This is a genomic window from Rhizobium sp. ZPR4, assembly GCF_040215725.1.
Taxonomy (GTDB): Bacteria; Pseudomonadota; Alphaproteobacteria; order Rhizobiales; family Rhizobiaceae; genus Rhizobium; species Rhizobium rhizogenes_D.
Genome location: NZ_CP157968.1, coordinates 1,511,758 through 1,531,185 on the forward strand (window position 1 = coordinate 1,511,758; position 19,428 = coordinate 1,531,185).

Annotated in this window: 15 protein-coding genes; 11 read left to right on the forward strand and 4 right to left on the reverse strand. The window is 58.8% G+C overall.

The features are described 5' to 3' along the window. The first annotated feature begins 24 nt into the window (after positions 1–24). Entirely contained in the window at positions 25–1,635 is a 1,611-nt protein-coding gene (locus ABOK31_RS26545; RefSeq protein WP_174173016.1) for a hypothetical protein, read from the forward strand. A gap of 53 nt (positions 1,636–1,688) precedes the next feature. On the opposite strand, the gene ABOK31_RS26550 is transcribed toward ABOK31_RS26545, so the two are convergent. Both ABOK31_RS26550 and ABOK31_RS26555 read right to left on the reverse strand, forming a co-directional pair. Beyond that, the gene (locus tag ABOK31_RS26550) at positions 1,689–3,065 is read right to left on the reverse strand and encodes a sigma-54 dependent transcriptional regulator (RefSeq protein WP_349959753.1); all 1,377 of its coding nucleotides are present in this window, start codon (positions 3,063–3,065) and stop codon (positions 1,689–1,691) included. Continuing rightward, positions 3,062–4,939 carry a sensor histidine kinase gene (locus ABOK31_RS26555; RefSeq protein WP_349959755.1) on the reverse strand — a complete coding sequence of 626 codons (1,878 nt, stop codon included), beginning with the start codon at positions 4,937–4,939 and terminating at the stop codon, positions 3,062–3,064. Before ABOK31_RS26555 ends, ABOK31_RS26550 begins: the two co-directional genes overlap by 4 nt. A gap of 218 nt (positions 4,940–5,157) precedes the next feature. On the opposite strand from ABOK31_RS26555, the gene ABOK31_RS26560 reads away from it, so the two are divergent. From ABOK31_RS26560 to ABOK31_RS26600, 9 genes are all read left to right on the forward strand, one after another. Beyond that, positions 5,158–6,486 (forward strand): dicarboxylate/amino acid:cation symporter, encoded by a 1,329-nt coding sequence (locus ABOK31_RS26560; protein ID WP_174173013.1) that lies wholly within the window; start codon positions 5,158–5,160, stop codon positions 6,484–6,486. Between the two features lie 297 nt (positions 6,487–6,783). Beyond that, positions 6,784–7,317: an NUDIX hydrolase gene (locus ABOK31_RS26565; RefSeq protein WP_349959759.1), complete on the forward strand. Its 534-nt coding sequence runs from the start codon at positions 6,784–6,786 to the stop codon at positions 7,315–7,317. Between the two features lie 304 nt (positions 7,318–7,621). After that, positions 7,622–7,867 carry a helix-turn-helix transcriptional regulator gene (locus ABOK31_RS26570; protein WP_092706051.1) on the forward strand — a complete coding sequence of 82 codons (246 nt, stop codon included), beginning with the start codon at positions 7,622–7,624 and terminating at the stop codon, positions 7,865–7,867. 533 nt (positions 7,868–8,400) lie between these two features. After that, a complete protein-coding gene (locus tag ABOK31_RS26575) occupies positions 8,401–8,955 on the forward strand; it encodes a DUF982 domain-containing protein (RefSeq protein ID WP_349959762.1) in 555 nt (184 codons plus the stop codon). Positions 8,956–9,833: 878 nt separating this feature from the next. Further along, positions 9,834–10,526 (forward strand): outer membrane protein, encoded by a 693-nt coding sequence (locus ABOK31_RS26580; RefSeq protein WP_174173011.1) that lies wholly within the window; start codon positions 9,834–9,836, stop codon positions 10,524–10,526. 54 nt (positions 10,527–10,580) lie between these two features. Continuing rightward, the gene (locus tag ABOK31_RS26585) at positions 10,581–11,771 is read left to right on the forward strand and encodes a Hint domain-containing protein (RefSeq protein WP_349959764.1); all 1,191 of its coding nucleotides are present in this window, start codon (positions 10,581–10,583) and stop codon (positions 11,769–11,771) included. A gap of 162 nt (positions 11,772–11,933) precedes the next feature. Further along, positions 11,934–14,252, forward strand: a complete 2,319-nt coding sequence (locus ABOK31_RS26590) for a glycosyltransferase (protein ID WP_349959765.1) — start codon at positions 11,934–11,936, stop codon at positions 14,250–14,252. Further along, positions 14,230–15,207, forward strand: a complete 978-nt coding sequence (locus ABOK31_RS26595) for a hypothetical protein (protein ID WP_349959767.1) — start codon at positions 14,230–14,232, stop codon at positions 15,205–15,207. The genes ABOK31_RS26590 and ABOK31_RS26595 overlap by 23 nt, the downstream gene beginning before the upstream one ends. Positions 15,208–15,278: 71 nt before the next feature. Beyond that, positions 15,279–16,049: a tetratricopeptide repeat protein gene (locus ABOK31_RS26600; protein ID WP_234910501.1), complete on the forward strand. Its 771-nt coding sequence runs from the start codon at positions 15,279–15,281 to the stop codon at positions 16,047–16,049. A gap of 43 nt (positions 16,050–16,092) precedes the next feature. Here ABOK31_RS26600 and ABOK31_RS26605 read toward each other — a convergent pair whose 3' ends face one another. Beyond that, a complete protein-coding gene (locus tag ABOK31_RS26605) occupies positions 16,093–17,304 on the reverse strand; it encodes a capsule biosynthesis protein (RefSeq protein WP_349959769.1) in 1,212 nt (403 codons plus the stop codon). 164 nt (positions 17,305–17,468) lie between these two features. Between ABOK31_RS26605 and ABOK31_RS26610 the strand changes: the two genes are divergently transcribed. Then, positions 17,469–18,278 carry an ABC transporter permease gene (locus tag ABOK31_RS26610; RefSeq protein WP_174173005.1) on the forward strand — a complete coding sequence of 270 codons (810 nt, stop codon included), beginning with the start codon at positions 17,469–17,471 and terminating at the stop codon, positions 18,276–18,278. 28 nt (positions 18,279–18,306) lie between these two features. Here the strand turns inward: ABOK31_RS26610 and ABOK31_RS26615 are convergent, their stop codons facing one another. Beyond that, positions 18,307–19,425 (reverse strand): hypothetical protein, encoded by a 1,119-nt coding sequence (locus ABOK31_RS26615; protein ID WP_349959771.1) that lies wholly within the window; start codon positions 19,423–19,425, stop codon positions 18,307–18,309. Between the last annotated feature and the right edge of the window lie 3 nt (positions 19,426–19,428).

Sequence of the window (19,428 nt, forward strand, 5' to 3'; positions counted from 1 at the left end):
TTGGCGAAAGAGGAATGCTTCTCCATGCAGCAAATTGCTGACGACCGTACTCTGGATGAGAATGTGACCGCGGGTGCGTTGTCGCAGCAACGAGGCGAGGTCAGGGAAGCGCTCCTGAAACATCTGGTATCGGGCGGCGATGAACGGCTGGATTGCGATCCGGTCAGCGGGCTCAACATGTATGGCTATGGCCCTGCGCCGCGGCCCGAAGATCTCGCTTTTGGCTCGTCGACGGCATCCACCATCTCCGCCGCCGCTTTCGCCGCCGTCGAATCCTATTACGTGGATCTGGCGCCAGAGATGGAAGCAGGCTCGCCGGCTGCTATCTACAATCGCGAAATCGGGCGCGTGCGCGAGGATCTGTTGCGTCTGCTTGGCCTGAGCCGGACGTCAGAGCCCCGGATCGACGCGATCCTGGCCACATCAGGCACGGACATCCATCTTTTTTCGGCCGCGCTGCTGGCGGGCGAGGACGAGCGTGCCCTGATGACCATCACGCTGATGGGGAACGAGACGGGCAGCGGCGTGATGACTGCGTCGGCCGGGCGGCATTTCATGAGCCGTGTTAGCAGCGCACAGACCGTCGCCAAGGGCGAGGAATTGCGGCCAGGAGATGCCACGCGTAACGCCACCGTTGCCGTGCGCAACAAGGATGGCTCTCTTCGCGCCGACAGCGACGTGGAAGAAGAGTTGCGCGGCCTTATCGAGCTCGCCCGCGCAGCCGGCCTCAGATGCCTGCTCGTGGTAACGGATGTATCGAAGACCAGCCTTCTGGCGCCCAGCCTTGAGACTGTCATGCGTCTCAGGGAGCGATTCGGCACGATGCTGGATATCATGATCGATGCCTGCCAGTTTCGTCTGTCGGCGGCAACGATCCGTGCCTATCTCGCACACGGTTTCATGGTGGCGCTCACGGGTTCGAAATTCCTTGCCGGGCCGATTTTCAGCGGTGCGCTTCTCTGCCCGCCGCAAATGTCGGAACGCTTCAAGTCGCGCATTCTGCCTGCCGCCTTGGCGGATTATTGCGGGAAGGCAGAATGGCCCGAAGGCTGGGTCGCTTGCGATATTTTGCCGGAACGCGCCAATCTTGGCCTGCTGCTGCGTTGGAAAGCAGCCATCTTCGAGCTCGAACGCTTCGTCGGCATAGCCGAAGATCGCGTGATCGAGGTCTTGTCGGCTTTTGCGGAGGCAGTCTCTGATCGTCTTGCGAACGATCCGGCCTTCGAACCCTTGCAGAGCCGGACGTTGGACCGGCGTGAACTATGGGGCGCATCATCGGCCCTTCGCTGGGATGAAATCCCCTCCGTATTTTCGTTCTACCTGCGAAATTGTACGGATGGCGCGATGCTGACGGCGGCGGAAATGGCAGCGATCTATAAAGATCTGGCTGTCGAGGGCGATGGGGTTGCGTCGGTGCGTCTCGGGCAGCCCGTTCGCTGCGCCGATTTTGGCGAGGTGCCCGCCAGCGCCCTTAGAATTTGCCTGAGCGCACCGCTGGTCGTGGCGGCTTCCAAGAGCGGTGAAGCGCTGGCGGCGGTGATCGCGCAAGCGATGCTGGTTCTGGATCGCACCGCCGAGGTGGCGGCGCGGCAAAGAGACGGCTCCAATGCCAAGGAGATACGCCGCAGCGCCTGAAGCGCGACGCGCAAACCCGCCTCGGCTGGCATGGTCCGCTCATCGGCAGCGGATCATGAGCCTCGGCGTTCATCCCCGTCAAAGCCGGCGAAATCGCCTCTGACGATGCCGTGCCGCTGGAGCTTGTCGTAGAAGGTCTTCCTGGGAATGCCGAGTGCTTCGATCGTGCGGCGCACGTCGCCATTGTTCTGCGACAGGGTTTCGCGGATGAGTTCGGCCTCGTAACGCTCGACCCGGATGGGTAGCGTCAAGCCTTCGTCCGCCGTCGCTACTTCGTCGGATTTTGCCGCTGCTGCCGATTCGAGACCGAGCACGAAGCGCTCGGCAAAATGCGAGAGTTCGCGAACGTTGCCTGGCCAGTCGTGCTGTTGCAGATGGCGGCGCACCGTCGTGGATATGGCCGGCACCTCACGCTTGAAGCGGCCGGCGGCGCGGTCGGCGAAATGGCCGAAGAGCAGGGGAATATCATCGCGCCGCTCACGCAATGGCGGAATGGAAAGCGTGACCACGTTGAGGCGATAATAGAGATCTTCGCGAAAATCGCCGCGCTGCCGAGGATCGCCGAGATCGACCTTCGCCGCCGCGACGACGCGAAGATCGACGGGGCGGACCTCATTGGTGCCAAGCGGCGTCACCTCGCGCATTTCCAGCACGCGCAGCATCTGTACCTGGATCGCCGGCGGCATGCTTTCGATCTCGTCGAGAAACAGGGTGCCGGCGCTTGAATGTTCGATGCGTCCAACGCGCTTCTTCTGGGCGCCGGTGAAAGCACCCGGCTCATGGCCGAACAATTCGCTCTCGATCACGGTTTCGGGCAGGGCGCCACAATTCAGCGCGACGAAATTGCCCTTGGCGCGGCGGCTCCAGCGATGCAGCAGGCTTGCGACCACTTCCTTGCCGCTGCCTGTTTCACCCGTCACCAGCACGTCGACATCCGTATCGGCGATCTGCCGCAGCGTATGGCGCAGGCGCTCGATGGCGGGGGTCTGTCCAATCAGCGGCAGATCGCCCTGCGCCTGTTCCGCAGCCTGTCGCAATGCCCGGTTTTCCAGCACAAGCCGTCGTTTCTCGGCCGCGCGGCGCACGCTCTGTACCAGCCGGTCCGTGGCGAAGGGTTTGGCGATGAAATCATAGGCGCCATCCTGGATCGCCTGCACCGCCATCGGAATATCGCCATGACCTGTGACCAGAATGACCGGCAGATCGGCGTCGAGCGCCTTGATGCGGGCGAAGAGCTGCTGCCCATCCATCTGCGGCATGCGGATATCGGAGACGACGACACCGGCAAAATCGGCATTGAGACCATGAAGTGCTTCACTTGCGGCAGAGAAGGCGGATACGGCAAAACCGGCCAGTTCCAGCGTCTGTTTCGTCGCCCTCAACAGATCCTTGTCGTCGTCGATGAGGAAAACGGGAGAACTCTCACTCATGGTGTGGCCTTGCGCAAATGGACGGTGAAGCGGGTGCCGCTGTCATTGCTCTCGACATCGATCCGACCGCCATAATCGACGACGATATCCTTTGAAATGACGAGACCAAGACCGAGGCCCTTTTCCTTGGACGTATTGAAGGGTGTAAACAGTGAATCGAGGATCGCCGCTGGAATGCCAGGCCCGTTGTCCGAAACCACGATCTCGACCTCACCCGAAGTTTCATGTACCGACACCTCAACCTTGGGCTGGTTGCGGCCTTCCAGGGCCTCCAGAGCATTCTGAAAGAGGTTGATCAACACCTGCTCCAGCCGGATGCGCGTGCCGACAACACCAAGCCCCGTTGGCGGCAACTCGATCTTGAGCGCATCCAGGCGGCCGGCAAAGCGGCTCCTGAGCAGGACGACGGCTCCTTCGATCACGCTCCTAAGGTCGACCGGCTCCGGGGCGGTCCTTCCCTTGCGGGCGAAGGCCTTCAGTTCTTCGGTGATCGTACCGATACGTTCCGTCAATGCTGCGATCGCCGATAGGTTTTCCTTCACCGGCTCCGTCTGATGCCGGTCGAGAAAAACATGCGCATTTTCCGCATAGGCGCGAATCGTCGCAACCGGTTGATTGATCTCATGGGCGACGCCGGCGGCGACCTGGCCAAGAATGGCAAGGCGATTGGCCTGTACGAGATCCTGCTGCACGCCCTGCAGCTTGGCTTCCGTCGCACGGTGGTCGGCAATTTCCGCCTCCAGCCGGTCGCGGGCCTGGCTCAGGTCTTCCGTGCGCTCAAGAACCCGGCGTTCCAGCTCTTCACGCGCGATCCTGCTGACGGCGATCTGCATGGCGGAGACATCGCGGCGGCGCAGCAGGAAAGCCGCAAAGGCGAGGATCGGCAGCAGGACGGTCAAGGTAAGGAAGCGCGTCTCGCGCACGGAGGAGGCGATCGCCTGATCGGTCGGGATCAGATAGCCGAGCTGCCAGGGCGTCGATGGAATCGCAACCGTCAGCCGCAAGTATTCCGCGGCACTGCTTCCGGGCAGAATGGCGCGCACGATGGTTGCATCCGGGCCGACTTTCTCGGGATGGCTGACCGGAAGGGGCGAAAGCGGCGCCGCGCCGAACTGCAGGCTTTTGCGAATAGCGGCGGCTTCCTCGCGCGCAAGGGGAGCGGTCGTCATGAAGCGCCAAGAGGGCAGGCTGGTGATGAGCACGACGCCGCGTTCGTCGGTCACGTAAGCGGGGCGACCGGTCTCACTCCAGTCGGCCTCCAGCTGATCGAACTCCATCTTCACCACGACGACACCGAGAGCAGAGCCGACATCGCCGACGCGGCGGGAAATATAGAGGCCTGGGCGATTGCTAACCGTGCCGAGCGCATAATGTTCGGCGGTCCCCGTTTCCATGGCTTTGCGGAAGTAATCACGGAAGGAATAGTCGTTGCCGACGAAGCTCAAAGGCTCCCGCCAGTTGCTGGAGGCCATGGCAACGCCGTCCTTGCCGGTAACGTAGAGGACGGATGCACTGGTGCCGGAAACCAGGCTTTCGAGCTTGCGATCCAGCGAGACGATGTCGTCGGTGCGCTGGTCGGCGAGGGCATCCCGTACCTGCTGATCATCGGCGAGCAGCAGCGGCAAGGCCCGGGGACGTTCGAGGACGGCTCGCAAGAGAGCGACTTTGAGGTTTGCATCCGTGTGACCCTGCCTTTGCAGCATTTCTATTGCCGAGAGGCGGCCATAAAAATTCGCGCCATAAAGACCGGCCGCAATGACGGCCGCACTTAGAAACGCGAAAACGAACCAGACCCGACGAGCGCGCCGACCCAGTTGCTCGGGCGTCAAAAATCGTTCGTGGACCGGGCGCTGCAGCATTCCCGTATTGTGCATGATTTCGCGCGCGCTGCAATTCGATCTGTGCGGATTGTCGCACAGATCAATGATCTTGGTTCGGGACGGTAAATTAAAATTAAGCAAAAGCAATGTGTTAAAATCAAGGCGCTCATCTGGCACGGTCATTGCAGAGGAAGTTGTAACAGTCGGAGGCTGTTGAATTCTAGTCGTCGCCCGGAGGGCCGAGAGATCGGTTGGGCTTAACGGAGGACATCATGATTGCTCCCATCGCCGCCGCGGAAACGCGCGCCAAAGTTCCCTTTTACCGGCATCTCTATGTGCAGGTTCTCACCGCCATCGCTGCGGGCATACTGCTCGGCCATTACTATCCGCAGCTCGGCACGTCGTTGCAGCCGCTCGGCGATGCCTTCATCAAGCTGGTGCGCATGGTCATTGCGCCCGTTATCTTCCTGACGGTTACGACCGGCATTGCCGGCATGTCCGATCTAAAGAAATTCGGCCGCGTCGTCGGCAAGGCATTCATCTACTTCCTGACCTTCTCAACGTTGGCGCTTATCGTCGGCCTCATCGTTGCCAACGTCGTGCAGCCAGGCGCCGGCATGCATATCAATCCGGCCACTCTGGATACGAAGGCTGTCACCAATTATGCGGCTCAGGCGCATGATGCCTCTGTCGTCGGCTTCTTGATGAACATCATCCCGGATACGATCGTCGGTGCCTTCGCCAAGGGCGACATTCTCCAGGTGCTGTTCTTCTCGGTCGTCTTCGGCATCGCGCTCGGCGCAGCCGGAGAACGCGGCCGTCCGGTCGTTGACTTCCTGCAGGCACTGACCACCCCGATCTTCCGGATGGTAGCGCTTCTGATGAAATTTGCGCCGATCGGCGCCTTCGGCGCCATGGCATTTACCATCGGCAAGTATGGCATCGGCACGATTGCCAACCTGGCCTTCCTGATCGGCACTTTCTACGCCACGTCGCTGTTGTTTGTTCTCGTGGTGCTTGGCGCTGTTGCTCGCTACAACGGCTTCTCGATCCTGGCGCTGATCCGCTACATCAAGGAAGAGCTGCTGCTGGTTCTCGGCACCTCGTCTTCGGAAGCCGCTCTTCCCGGCCTGATGAACAAGATGGAACGCGCGGGCTGCAAGCGCTCCGTCGTTGGCCTCGTCATCCCGACCGGCTACTCCTTCAACCTTGACGGCACGAACATCTACATGACGCTGGCAGCACTCTTCATTGCGCAGGCGACCGACACGCCGTTGGCGCTTGGTGACCAGATCCTGCTGCTGCTCGTCGCGATGCTGAGCTCCAAGGGCGCTGCCGGCATCACCGGTGCGGGCTTCATCACGCTTGCCGCCACGCTCGCAGTCGTGCCTTCGGTTCCGATCGCCGGCATGGCGCTGATCCTCGGCATCGACCGTTTCATGTCGGAGTGCCGTGCGCTAACCAACTTCGTCGGCAATGCGGTTGCCACGGTCGTCGTCGCCCGCTGGGAAAACGAGCTCGACCAGACCAAGTTTGCCGCCGCCATGGCGGGGCAATTGGGCGAAGAAATCGAAGCGCCTGCGCTGCAGGCCGCCGAGTAGGCTTCGCACTATCCTCCCAAGGATGAAACGGCCCCTTCGGGGGCCGTTTTTCTTTTCCATGCCGGGCGATCACAGTTTCGTGTAGCGCAGACGGGCGGCTGATCCCTCCGGCATCATCAACAGCCGCCTTCATAAAACTGTCACCGCAACGGCTCACAGCATCATACTGACAGTTGTGAATTTCGACGAAACCCCAAGCAGATAGGAGGGCAGCGTGTCACAGACGATTTTTGTGAGCGCAAGCCAGCCAGTTTCGAGGGGTCTTCATGTCGATCAACCATGTCGCGAGTAGCGCGCATGGCTTCTTCACTCTCAGCACAGCAAAAGGCCTTACGACGATCGGAGAGTTTTCTGTCCGAGCTTGCGTCTCACACGGACGAGTTGCTGCACGGCCGGGTCCACGAACAATATGCGGCCATCTGCTACAGGAGGGTGCCCGACTGCGACCATGCCGAGATGCTCGTCGTCACCAGCCGGGAAAGCGGCCGATGGGTCGTCCCCAAGGGTTGGCCCATCAAGGGCAAGAAGCCGCATGAGGTTGCCGCTATTGAGGCTTATGAAGAAGCCGGTGTGCGCGGCAAGGTGAAGAAAAAGCCTTTCGGCTATTTTACCTATCTGAAACAGCTCGCCGACGGCAGCCGCGTTCCCTGTATCGTCGAACTGCATCTGCTGGAGGTCGACCAGACGCTCCAGGACTTTCCGGAGCGAGGCCAGCGCCGCATCGAGTGGGTTTCTTTCATCGAAGCAGCCAATCGTGTGCGTGAGCCGGAGCTCAAGGGGCTTCTGCTTGCGGCTGAGCGGAAAGTGCGCAAGACAAAAGGCAAGAAGTGATCTTCACGCTATACGTGCTGCTCGCAGCCTGCCGGCCAGAGGCCGTCGTTGCGAGATGGTGCGCTGCGGCGTTCATTCCTCTGTAACCGTGACGTGTTGTCGCTATCACAGAATATTAAATCGCGAAATTAGCCGAGAGCCAGGCGATTGGCAGCTATGCGCTTCCGTGCTTGCCCTCGCCGCATTGATGCCTATATTGACGCAGCGTTCGGCCGTGTCTGTTTAGGTCGATATGCCTCATGGCTGCAATAGCTGCCTTCACCCGGCAACGAATTGGCCGGCGGACTTTGGAAGGAGAAATTTCATGTCCATTACTCCGAATAATATCGATAGTTCAAAGGTTTCTACCGTACCTGATGGTGAGATTGCTGCTGCCGTGCGGCAGGCGCGTGAAGCCATCGGTTACACGATTGACGACCTCTCCGAGACCTGTGGCCTCACCAGTGAGGAAATCACTGAAATCGAGGCTGGTGCTGAGGCCGATCCGGCGAAACTTCGCCGTATTGCCACCGCATTACAGGTTCCGCCGTCGACTTTCTTCATCGTTTGAACAGGCGGCGCACTTCGGTGCGCCCCTTCAATTCTGCACCGGCGGCCTGCATTTCGCATTGGCCTTACGCGCGAATTATCGCGATCGAAGAACGTACTACCTCGCTTTTGCACGTTCACGCGTCCGCAGCTGCCTAGGCAACGTCTTGTAGCAGGCTTGCTATAGCTTCCGGCGCCGAAAACTGCCGGGGATGGCAATCGCAGGTGGATTGGGCAGCCCCTGGAGGGGGTACGCGCAACTATAGATGTAGGTATGGCGGCCCCGTCGAAGAGATCTAGCTTCGATCACAGGACCATCCGCTGGCTTTTTAAGCAAAAATTTCCATAATTATACATTGAAAATAAGCCAATATCAGCTTGGTTTTATGAGTATTTGCGCTTTCTGCTGTCGCGATACTGGTCAAATTCGTTTCAAAGTTTTAATCTACACGGGCCATTTGCGTTTATTAGTAGTACTTTTGCCGATACAGCATATTGCGGTTATGCAGACGTGCAGTGGGACGGGTTTGACGGCGCTTATTGGGACATACCGGCATGGGGCGGAATGATAAGAGTTTTGGCGCCGACCTCGATAACGGTGCGCGGCTTGTTAATTCGATCTCTGTTGATGTTTTCACTGCTCAAACGAACCTAGATAGTCGTCTGGCGTTGCCGCCGGAGCCGCCGCAGGCGGGAGAGGGCGATCTGGGCCAGGCGGCGGACGAAGGCGACAAGCTTGCAGCCCTGGATAAGATTGCACGGGATATGACGTTGCTGGCTACGCTGGTGACGAGGCGGCGGCACACAAAGTCCGAAAATACCGACGATGAAGATCCAACGCCGTCCTTCGAGGCGTTGGACGAGCCCGTAGGGTCGGCATTCGCGCCGCTCGGAATTGCAATGCAGGATGGGGACGAGGTTCAATCCATCAATTCGATCGCACAGGCTGTCGAGTATCTGACGACGAAATGGCCGATACGCTACGGAGATGCGTTTGAAGAGGCGCTGCAGGCCTGCATCGACGGTGTCAAAGGCAGGGTTTCACCTGAACAGGTTCGCTCTGCTTTCCTCAAGGCAGCGGGCGCGGCCGGTATTCGTGTAATTCCCTGAGGCGATTAAGACCTGCCGGTTCGCCTGAACTTGCCGCCATGAACAGGCAGGCGCCTTGACGCGCGCCGCGGTAGAGGTAACGCGAGACGGCGAGTTGCGCTTGTCGCAAGCGAGGAGGCCCGACCGTTACTTAGAGCAAGCGACCGAGCCTCCCGACCATCGCAAATTGGCGGTTGCGATAGTTCCAAAGATGTGGCTTGCCACTGCCATGTCGTCCATACGGAAAGCGGCGCCGGAGGTCTGATTGCGCCTGGCGTTGGAAACCCGACTTCAAGGTAAGCCAATGCCTAATGCCGTCAGGCCGCTTGTTTCGGAACGCTACGCGACAACATGACCACTCTACTTGTCTCTTGGACATTGTTGCGGAGATCGACGACACCAGATGTATGCAGGCCGTGATCTGCCAGCCTGCTCTTCACCACATGTCCGTCCATAGGAAGAGGATTTTGTGCGCAGTTGGGAGGCCTGACGTTCCTTCAAGGGTCCGCCCCGTCAGGCCTCCCAGCGCAGCAGATGAATATCTGCGGTGGCGATTGAAGCTCGCAGAACGGCGCCTTGCCTGTCTATATCGAAAGCGACACAGCGCACCCGATTGCGTCACTCGGACGCCGTCGCGGCAGGCGCGAAGCTATCCATCTCATTCTAGTTATGATGTTTCTGCCGCGATGAGTCCGGCATTTCGCGAAGCCGCAAAGTATAGAATCAATATGCTCTCAATACATATTGCGACAAAACTATACAAATAAAGCTTACATCTCGAAAATATTTATTAGAAAGTACGTATTTACAGCTATAATCGCGTCTATATTATGGCCTCAACGTGAACTTTCGCAAGTTACATGTTGAATCTCGTGAATTCCTTCGAGGAGAATTTTCGAATGCGCAAGTTTTTGGGGACTACAGTTTTCTTGTTGGCGACGGTTGCCGGGAGTTCCGTCTATGCGGCAGATCTCGCGACTTCCACGCCGCCTCAGGCTCCTATCGAGACGGCGCCGGTATTTTCGTGGACCGGCTTCTATGTCGGTGTGAATGCCGGCGGTGGTTTCGGTGGTAACGATGATGTCGGTTTCCATTCCTTCGGAAGTTACCTTGGCAGATTTGGCAAGCTCGAAGGATCCGGCTTCCTCGGAGGCGGCCAGATCGGCTACAACTATCAGTTCGACCCCAACTGGGTAATCGGCCTCGAAGCGGATTTCCAGGGCGCTGACATCAGCGACTCGTTCAGAAATGGCACCGCGAGTGCGTCTTCCAAGATCGACTGGTATGGCACCGTCCGTCCCCGCATCGGTTACGCCTATGACAATACCTTGTTCTACGGTACCGGCGGTCTCGCCTATGGCCATGTCAATTACAAAGGCGCAATCGGCGGCCTAGGTTTCGATGACGACAAGACCAAAGCCGGTTGGACGGTGGGTGCCGGCATCGAACACGCCTTCACCGATCATGTGACAGCGAAACTCGAATATCAGTATGTCGATTTCGGCAGCAGCAACATGGGCGGGAACGAGCTTAATTCCAAAGCCAGCCTCGATTTCCATGCTGTTCGGGTAGGTCTGAACTACAAGTTCTGACGACAATTTTTGCCTTGAAAAACAACGTGTTAATCTAATGGAGAGGATAATAACATGGCTTTGATTGGCATCAACCTAGTCAATAACGGCACGACTACGATCGATAGCAGCAATGCTGGGACATCAGGAGATACGATCCAGCTCAATCTGGTTTCCAACGGCACCGTCATCGTCGATGGCGTGGACGTCAATATCAGCAATCTCGCCGGCACCGGTGCGATATCGAGCACGACGATCGACGCGATCAACGGGGCAAACGTAACGATCAATGCCACCCTCGCGAATATCGCAGCCGGCTCGACCTATACCTACGGAATTGGCGCGGGGTCCAGCATCACCGTCGATGCCGGCCTACTCAACGTCGGTTTGCTGAACGGCGTCACGGTGGACTTCGCCAATGCGAATGGCAGCGGCCTGTTCGCGTATAATCCCGGTGGCATCAATCTCAACCTGTCGACGCCGCCGAACGTCATCAACGTTCAGTCGGGAGACAAGATCGAGGTTGTCGGCTCGAACGTCGTACAACAGTCCGGCAACACGGTCACCTTCTATGGCGGCCTGCTGAATGCCGTAGCGCTCGGCTCCTATACGATACCGGCGGGTGTCACCTATACTTATGATGCGAACACTGACACGCTGACCTTCACGAGCTGCTTCCTTCGGGGCACGCTGATCCGGACACCGGAAGGCGATATTCCAGTCGAGGATTTTCGCGTCGGCGATCTCGTCGTCACCCACAAGGGCGTTGCGGAAATCAAATGGGTTGGTCGCCGCCGGATCGATCCGAAGGCGATCGACAAGCCGCGCGACACGTTGCCGATCCGCATACAGGCGGGCGCCTTTGCGGCAAACGTCCCGGCTCGCGATCTATACGTTTCTCCCGATCATTGCATGTTCTTCGGAGAATCGCTGATTCCGGCCAAATTCCTTGTCAATGGCACGACGATCACCCAAGAGGCGACGTTGGTCCCGTTCGAATACTTCCATATCGAGCTGGAGCAACATTCCATCATCCTTGCCGAGGGCGCGCAGACGGAGACCTATCTTGATCTTGGTGGGCGCCTGTCCTTCCTAGAGCCGGGTGTCCTGCGGTTCGGTTCGTTCGGAAACGGGGCGACCCGCACCTGGAACGATTGGTGCTATCCGCCGGTCTATGCGGGCAAGGTGCTCGAACAAGTCCGCGCATCGCTCGAAAAGCGTGCGGAGGAAATGGGCTATCTCGTCCGAGAAGCTGAGGCATCCTGACATACATGCCGAGCATCGGGCTCCGGGCGGCGGCCGCCGCCCGGAGCTGAAGCCGGGCATAGGTGAGAGACAGCGTTTTCGTCATCCGTTTACTTGTACGTCTGCGAATTTGCGCGCTTCGCTATCGCCCATCCGTCTGTTTCTGGTGCCTGGGAGCCATGAATGCGCCATGACGATGCTGCTTCGCCTTATCCGCTCGATGCAGGTCGCATCGACGAGCGAGCCTTGATCGAAAAGTTCGCCGGCAAGACAGTCTTCTTCGACGGTGTATTCAAAGGCGATTACAGCCTGGCGATCGTCAACCGCCACCTTGCACAAGCGCTCATAGATCTGGGCATCAATCTCATCTGCCACACGGCCGAGGACGACTGGCAGAGCGACCCAAACCTCTCGGCTGCCACGGATATCATGCGCCGAATGCGCGATGACTATCCATTCAAAGAGACATTCGACATCCACCTGCGGAACACCTGGCCGCCAGCGACCCACGATATGGTCGGCCAGCAGAATGCCTATGTGGCATTTGCCTGGGAGGAGCTCGAATTTCCGCAATATCTGGTGGACCGATTCAATCGCGATCTCGACCTCGTGACAGTGATTTCGAATTTCGTCCGGGACAGTTTCGAGCGTTCCGGGATTACAATACCGGTGGAAGTCACCGGAAATGGCTGTGACCATCTCTCCGCTGTCGCCGACGATGTGCCGTGCCCGCTGCCCGAAAGTGGACGCCGACGCATCCTGCATGTGTCTTCCTGCTTCCCGCGCAAGGGTGTCGACGTTCTGATCGATGCGTTCCTGCGCAGCTTCCGCGCGGATGATCCGGTCGAATTGATAGTCAAGACGTTTCCGAATCCGAACAACATCTCGGCCTCCGTCCTGGCTGACAGACGGGGCAGGCTCGCCGATGCGGCGCCCATTACCATCATCGATCAGCACTATGACCCAGGCCAGCTGCGCGCGCTCTATCGTTCGGCAGCAATGCTGGTGGCGCCAAGCAGAGGTGAAGGTTTCGGCCTGCCTTTGGCGGAGGCCATGCTGCTCGACGTTCCGGTGGTGACCACGAACTATAGCGGCCAGCTCGATTTCTGCCGCCCCGGCACGGCCTGGCTGGTCGATTGCCACATGTCGGCGTCGCAAGCCCATGTCGCGGGGTCCCATAGTCTTTGGGCGGAGCCATCCGTCGAGCATCTGGGGATGCAGATGCGCGCTGTGCTCGATCGACCGGATGAGGCCCGCAGCCGGACGGAAAGAGCCAAATCGTTGCTGAAAGCGCATTTCAGCTGGAGGTCTGTCGCCATCCGCACGCTGGCCGCCCTTGCCAAATCCGCTCCATCAACTACCGAAACGCGGCGGGATTGGACGATCGATCTCATTTCCTCCTGGCAGCAGCAATGCGGCATCGCCACTTATTCGCAGCATCTCTATGGCACGCCCGCATTCGAAGGCAGGATTGATCATGTCTTCGCGCGGCGGATCATGGACGACGCGCTGCCGGAAGCCTCCTACGATGCCATCGATGCCGTACCGCGCAGCATGTCGCGGCTGTGGGGCTATGATCTTGCTTCGCTCAAACGTCTGGCGGGGCGTTTGGAGCAGGGGCGAGGCGACATCCTTTGGATGCAGCATCATCCAGGGCATTTTTCAACGCCGGATATGGAGCTCTTGATCCAGCAGATAGCGGCGACGGGTCACCGACTGCGCGTACTGACCATGCACAGCGTGAAAGAGGCGTTACGCGGCGGGACACTGGATTGGACGCGCGCCTTCGACATGGTCTTCGTGCATTCCGCGGAGGATGCGGCAGCGCTTTCGGCTGCCGGCCATCCGAACCCGATCGTCATGCCTCATGGCGTTCTCCTCGTGCCGGAAGACGCCCCGGTACCCGACCCCGCACACTTTACCATCGGCTCCTTCGGGTTCTTGATGCCCCACAAGAATATCGATCGTCTCGTATTGGCCTTTGCGGAGGCATTGAACTACGAGCCGAGATTGCGTCTCAAGCTGTTCAACTGCGTCGTTCCAAACGACGAATCGCGCGCGACACGTGCCACAATCGAAAATCTGATCGCCTATCTCGGATTATCCGACAAAGTCACGGCGCGTTTCGATTTCATTCCTGAAGGAGAGCTGCGTCGCGAACTGATGACCTGCAATGTGCTCTCATTCCTCTATGGCCATTCCACCGAAACGGCGACCGGCGCGGCGCGCATTGCGATGAGTGTCGATCGCCCGCTGCTTTGCTCCCGCTCGCCGGTCCTGCGTGATTTGTGGCTGTTCAGCCATGTCGTCAAAAGTACCGAGATAGAGTGCATTGCGGAGGCACTCCTCAGTCTTGCTCAAAATCCGTCGCTGCTGTCGATGCTGGATCGAGACCGCAGCCAGGCAGCCCATTGGTATTCTTATCCGCGCACCGCCGCGCGGCATGTCACAGCCATCGAAAAGATGTTGGGGGGCAATATTGACCATCGCCGAGTTGCATAGGCAGCCCTTGAGCGCGCCGCCGAAAGACGTGTTCTCCCTGCCTGCGGAATCCTTCGTCGATGCCTGGGCAAGGGCGTTGGATTTGACAGAGATCGATCTGACTGCGGATGATCGTCTCTCGCTTGCGAATGCCATTCGCGGCGGCACCAACCGACTGCGCGTCGTTGATGCGCTGAAGGCTCGTCGTCCCGTTCCGTCGTCGCTGAGCGGCCTTTCCGAGATTCAGGCGCTGCGTCGGGAGCCGGACCAATTCGCCATGGTAGAGAATTTCGTTCGCTTTGCGATAGAAGATGATGCGGCTTTCCTGCGCTATGCTTTCGCGCGGATCTGCGGACGCGATCCGACATCGGCCGAGCGATTGGGGCTGGAATTCGATCTCAGGCGTGGCATCCTCACGCGAACCGCTGTCGTGAAACGGATCGTCGCCATCGCACGCCGGGATGGACAGACGGCCTATTGGGATACACTGCTACCAGAAGACGATGGTAGCGCACGGGACGTTGCGGATTCGTCCAGCGCAAGTGTCACGCCATCCGGATTGCTGGTTAATCCGGATGGACAGGCGATGCTCGTTTTCGTGCGCGAGGTCGAGAACATCGGTTGGATGATCGCCCCCGATCTCCTGTGCCAGCCGCTGCAGCTTCACGACGGCAACTGGAGTGTGCATTCGGGCTGGCTGCTCACAGGTCCCAAGCGCAGCTTCGCGGAAGGCGACTGGCTGCTGGATCTCGATCTCATTCAGCCACAAACGGCCAAGCTCGATATCGAGATCGTCGCCAATTCCGGCCTCGATTTTCTGCAGACCATGACCCTGGTCGGTTCGTTCTCGGGAACCGTATGCGTGACCGTCAAGCGGGAGCATCGTTTCGTCGAATTGCGCGTTCGCATTCATGAGCGCGCGCCGGAGGATCGCTGGCTGCGTCCCCGAAACATTTCGATGCGGCACGCATCATGAGGCGGGAGCTGAGATTCGCATCAACGCTTCTGCGCGTCGGCCAAGCGGGAAGCGGGGCAGCTGAGGCCCACATGCCAGTCAACGTTCTGGCCGAGGCGGATGCCGCACGCGATCGGCGCGATTGGGCGACGGCTGCCTTCTATTATCAGCAGGCACTGGAGCAATATCCCGCGCGAGTATCGCTGTTCGTACAGCTTGGCCATGCTTGCAAGGAGAATGGTGATTTCGAAGCGGCACTGGAGGCTTATCGACACTTTCTTGAGGAGGAGCCCGATGATGTCGATATTCATCTGCAGCTTGGCCACCTCTACAATCGGATGAATGAACCGGAGATCGCGCTTCAATGGTACGAACGCGCCCACGCGCTTGCACCAGACGATACCGACATAGCCGGCCATCTGGAGTCGGCACGCCTTCGATTTTCGCGCGTCGATATAGAACGCAAGCGGCAGAGCGCTATGGAATTGGTGCATTCGCGGCGCTGGCTTCAGGCACGGGCACAACTGCGCGATCTGGTGGATACGGATGGCGAGATCGATCTGATTGCGGTCTATGCGAATGTGACAAAAGAAGCCGGCGATTTCGACGAGGCGCTGCGGCTCTATGATGTCTATCGCGAATATGCACAAAATCTCGATGCGGCATCAGTGATTGATGTCGAAATTCAGACGGCGCATCTCTACAAGGCGATGCGGGATATCGAAGCGGCTCTGCGATATTACATTCGTGCGCGCGATGCGGAGTTCAGCCTCTATGGCCATGTCACTCCGGATTCGATTGCCAGCCGTGAGATCCGTGCCTGCATGGCGGAAATCTATACCTGCTTCTGGCATCCCGACTGACTGCCGCACCAACAACTTGGCCTCGGCGGTTGCCGCAGCGAGATCAACCGCTTTCATGATCCTTGATGGCGGTGAGCATGAGCCAGCCGAGGAGGTAGGCAAGGCTCAAGGACAGGAAGACGATCACAATGTTCTTGAGCGCATAAGGCATTTCTGCTTCATCCGGCATCTGCGGCGGAACGACCACCTCGAGATAGAGTTGCTGGCGGCGGGCATCGGCTCTTGCGGCTTCGAGCGCGTCGAGGGCGGCAACGAGCGCCTTGTTGGCAAACTCCCGCATCAGGACGAGACTTTCATAATCCGCGATCCTCGGCGCGACGGATTTGTCCGATCCGACCATCTTGGTCCGTTCATTTTCGATCTGCTGCTCCAGCGCCGCGATCTGACTCGTCAGAAAGGGAATGGAATTGCTATCAGGCGCGGTCTTGCGCGTTTCTGCAAGGCGCGCGCGCGTGCTCGCTAGCTCGGCGGTCAGATTGCTGATGAGATCGATCATCGACATGGAGCTGGCATTCGGATCAATCATCAGCTCCTTGTTTCTGAAGTCCGTTATGTTTCGTTGCGCATCTATGACCCGCTGCTGCGCTTCCTGGACCTCATTATCGGCGAAGCGAACTGCATCCCCGCGTGCGCGGTTGTTCAGGCGCTCGAGCAGATCGCCGCCAAGTGCCAGCAGCGTGGTATTCAGATCGGCGGCATCCTGCGCGTGAAAGGCGGTCGTGCGCAATACGGTGATGCCGGTCGTGTCGTTGTGAATGACCGAGACGCGATCGGAATAGTAATTGTAGAGTTCCTCTTCGCTGTTGTTTTCCCAGAGCCGCGGAAAGCGCGTCAGCCAATCCGCCTGCGGACTGCCGAAGATGGCGCGTACAGGGAGCTTGGTGGCGAGTTCCTTCAATGCCTGGCGGGAGCGGATATATTCCTGCACGGAAAACGTATCGTCCTGCGATCGGGTTATTCCGCTGTTCTGCAACAGCGAACCGAAGACGTTGGACGACGGTGGAGCGGCCATGCGGACGACGAAGGATGCTTCCGACACATAGATCGGGGCAGCGACGAAGGCGTAATAGGCGCTGACGACAAGGGTCGGGACAATGACGGCCAAACCAAAAACGCCCAATCGCTTCGGACGCCTGCGGCGCTTGCCGGCCTTCGCAGGCTTGGCGATCGATCGCGCAATCCTCTGGCGGAAAGGCTGTCGTCCATGATCCGCATCGGCCGTCTTGCCTTGGGTCTCGGAGTCTATCAGAGCCATGACTGCGCCTCTCCTGATGAATGTCGGCCATTGCAGATCGATGTCGCCGTGCCGTGGGCGGTAATTGTCCAAGCCCGACGCAATGAAAATTGAGCGCGAAGCCTTCGCCGGTATCGTTGCACCATCGTCCGACGCAGGTGGGACGATGAACAGGAGGCTTCCGCATGCAAGACGTATCGATGAATTCCCGCGGTCGTTCGCAATTCACAACCGGACTGAAGATCCAGGGACGTGTTCTCGGCGCGCTGATCATGCGCGAAATGCTCATCCGCTACGGACGCGAAAATATCGGCTTTCTCTGGCTTGCACTTGAGCCGATGATCCTGACGACGGGCGTCATGATCATGTGGACCCTGCTTCATCACGAGGCCCACGGACTGACGGTCGCAGCCTTCGTTCTGAGTGGCTACATGCCGCTGACGCTCTGGCGCCACATAAGCGGTCATGCCGTCTCTTGCCTGCGCCAGAACTTGCCTTTGATGTATCATCGTCAGATCCGCCTCGCAGACGCACTGATAGCCCGCGCACTTCTGGAGATTGCCGGCACGACTGCGGCCCTTATCGTGGTCTACACAGTTGCGCGTCTGGCCGGCATCATACCGCCCTACCAGGATCTCGGCCTGCTTTTGACCGGGTGGCTTTTCATGGCCTGGTTCTCCTTCGCAGTCGGGCTTATCTTTGCAGCGGGGTCGGAGCGGTTCGAGTTCATCGAGAAGTTCATTCCGCCGTTCCAATATCTGACGCTGCCGATCTGCGGCATGTTCTTCATGGTGGCCTGGCTGCCGAGCGGCCCGCAGAAACTGGCGCTCTACGTTCCCACCGTCCATTGCTTCGAGCTTTTCCGCGCCGGCGTTTTCGGTGACACGGTGCAGACCTTCTACGACGTCGGCTATCTTTTGAAATGCTGCCTGTTCACCACCGCCGCCGGCCTCTTTCTCGTCAACATGGCGCGCAACCACATCAAGTTCGAATGATACGACGATCGTCCGGCTCCCCACCACGCTACTGCTGCTTGGCATAGTGAGGCACCTGGCTCTGGAATTCGAAGGAACGCAGCAGCGTTTCACGCAGCTCGCCGCGGTTGTGCAGCGCATAGTGATTGAGAAAGGTTTCCGCGGATTCCGGCTCGCGCCCCAGAATCCAACGGAAAGCGGCAACGACGTCGTGGGAATCGATTGGATCGCCGAAATGACTGTGAGCGGGACTGCTGATTTTTGCGAAAAGATAGGGTAGCGCCCCATGCAGAATGTCGAGGCTGAACCGGTGAAGGTTTGGGTTCGACAACGCGGTCCTGGTGAAGGCATCCATAAGGCCGGAATAATTGGTGAGGATCGAGACCAGGTCGTTGGAGCGCGGCAAGCCTTCAAAACCGCCATCCGCATGGAAGCGCCCCGCCATCTCTTTCCAGACTTCGCCAGAATAATGCATCGGTGCAGGCCCATAGAGGGCGGTGTCGTCGGAATAGAGATCGATGGGCGGGGTCAGCACTCGACTGTTTTCGATATGCTCCAGGCAGAAGTCGACGAGCATCCGCGACATCGGATAGCGCATCTGCCAGCGGCAGAAATCGATCATGTAGGTATTGCTGTCGATGAGCGTACCGCGATAATCGGCGGTGGGCGGAACGTCGAGCAGTATCAGTCCTGTATCGGGAAGTTCTCTGTTCACGAAATCGCAAAATGCCTGCATTGCCTCGATCACGTACGTCCAGAATTCGCGGCAGCCGAAGGGGATGATCTTGAAGATGCCGAAAGCTTCCCGCTGCAAATCCGGTCCCGCCTCCAGTAGCTCGTAGGGCACTGTCAGCAAGGTATTCCTGTAGCGCATGAGCGAGGCGCGTGTGATGCGGCTGAAATCGACAACAAGCGTTTTCGGGGCGGCCTGCTTCAGCCGCTCACGGAAGCCCTTGCGCGCTTCGAAATGCAGCTTTTTCTTGATGGGCTCCGGCCATGCCTCGATCGCCTTGAGGCTTGCTTTCCGCTCGTCCATGAAACTGGCGACGTTGATGCCGTAGCAGAAGAACGAGATTCTGCTATCCGGAAAGGCGTAACGAACGAACTCCTCGCTCGGGCACGAGCCGTAGTAGGCGACCTCAGCTATGTCATCGATCCGTTTGCTCAATCA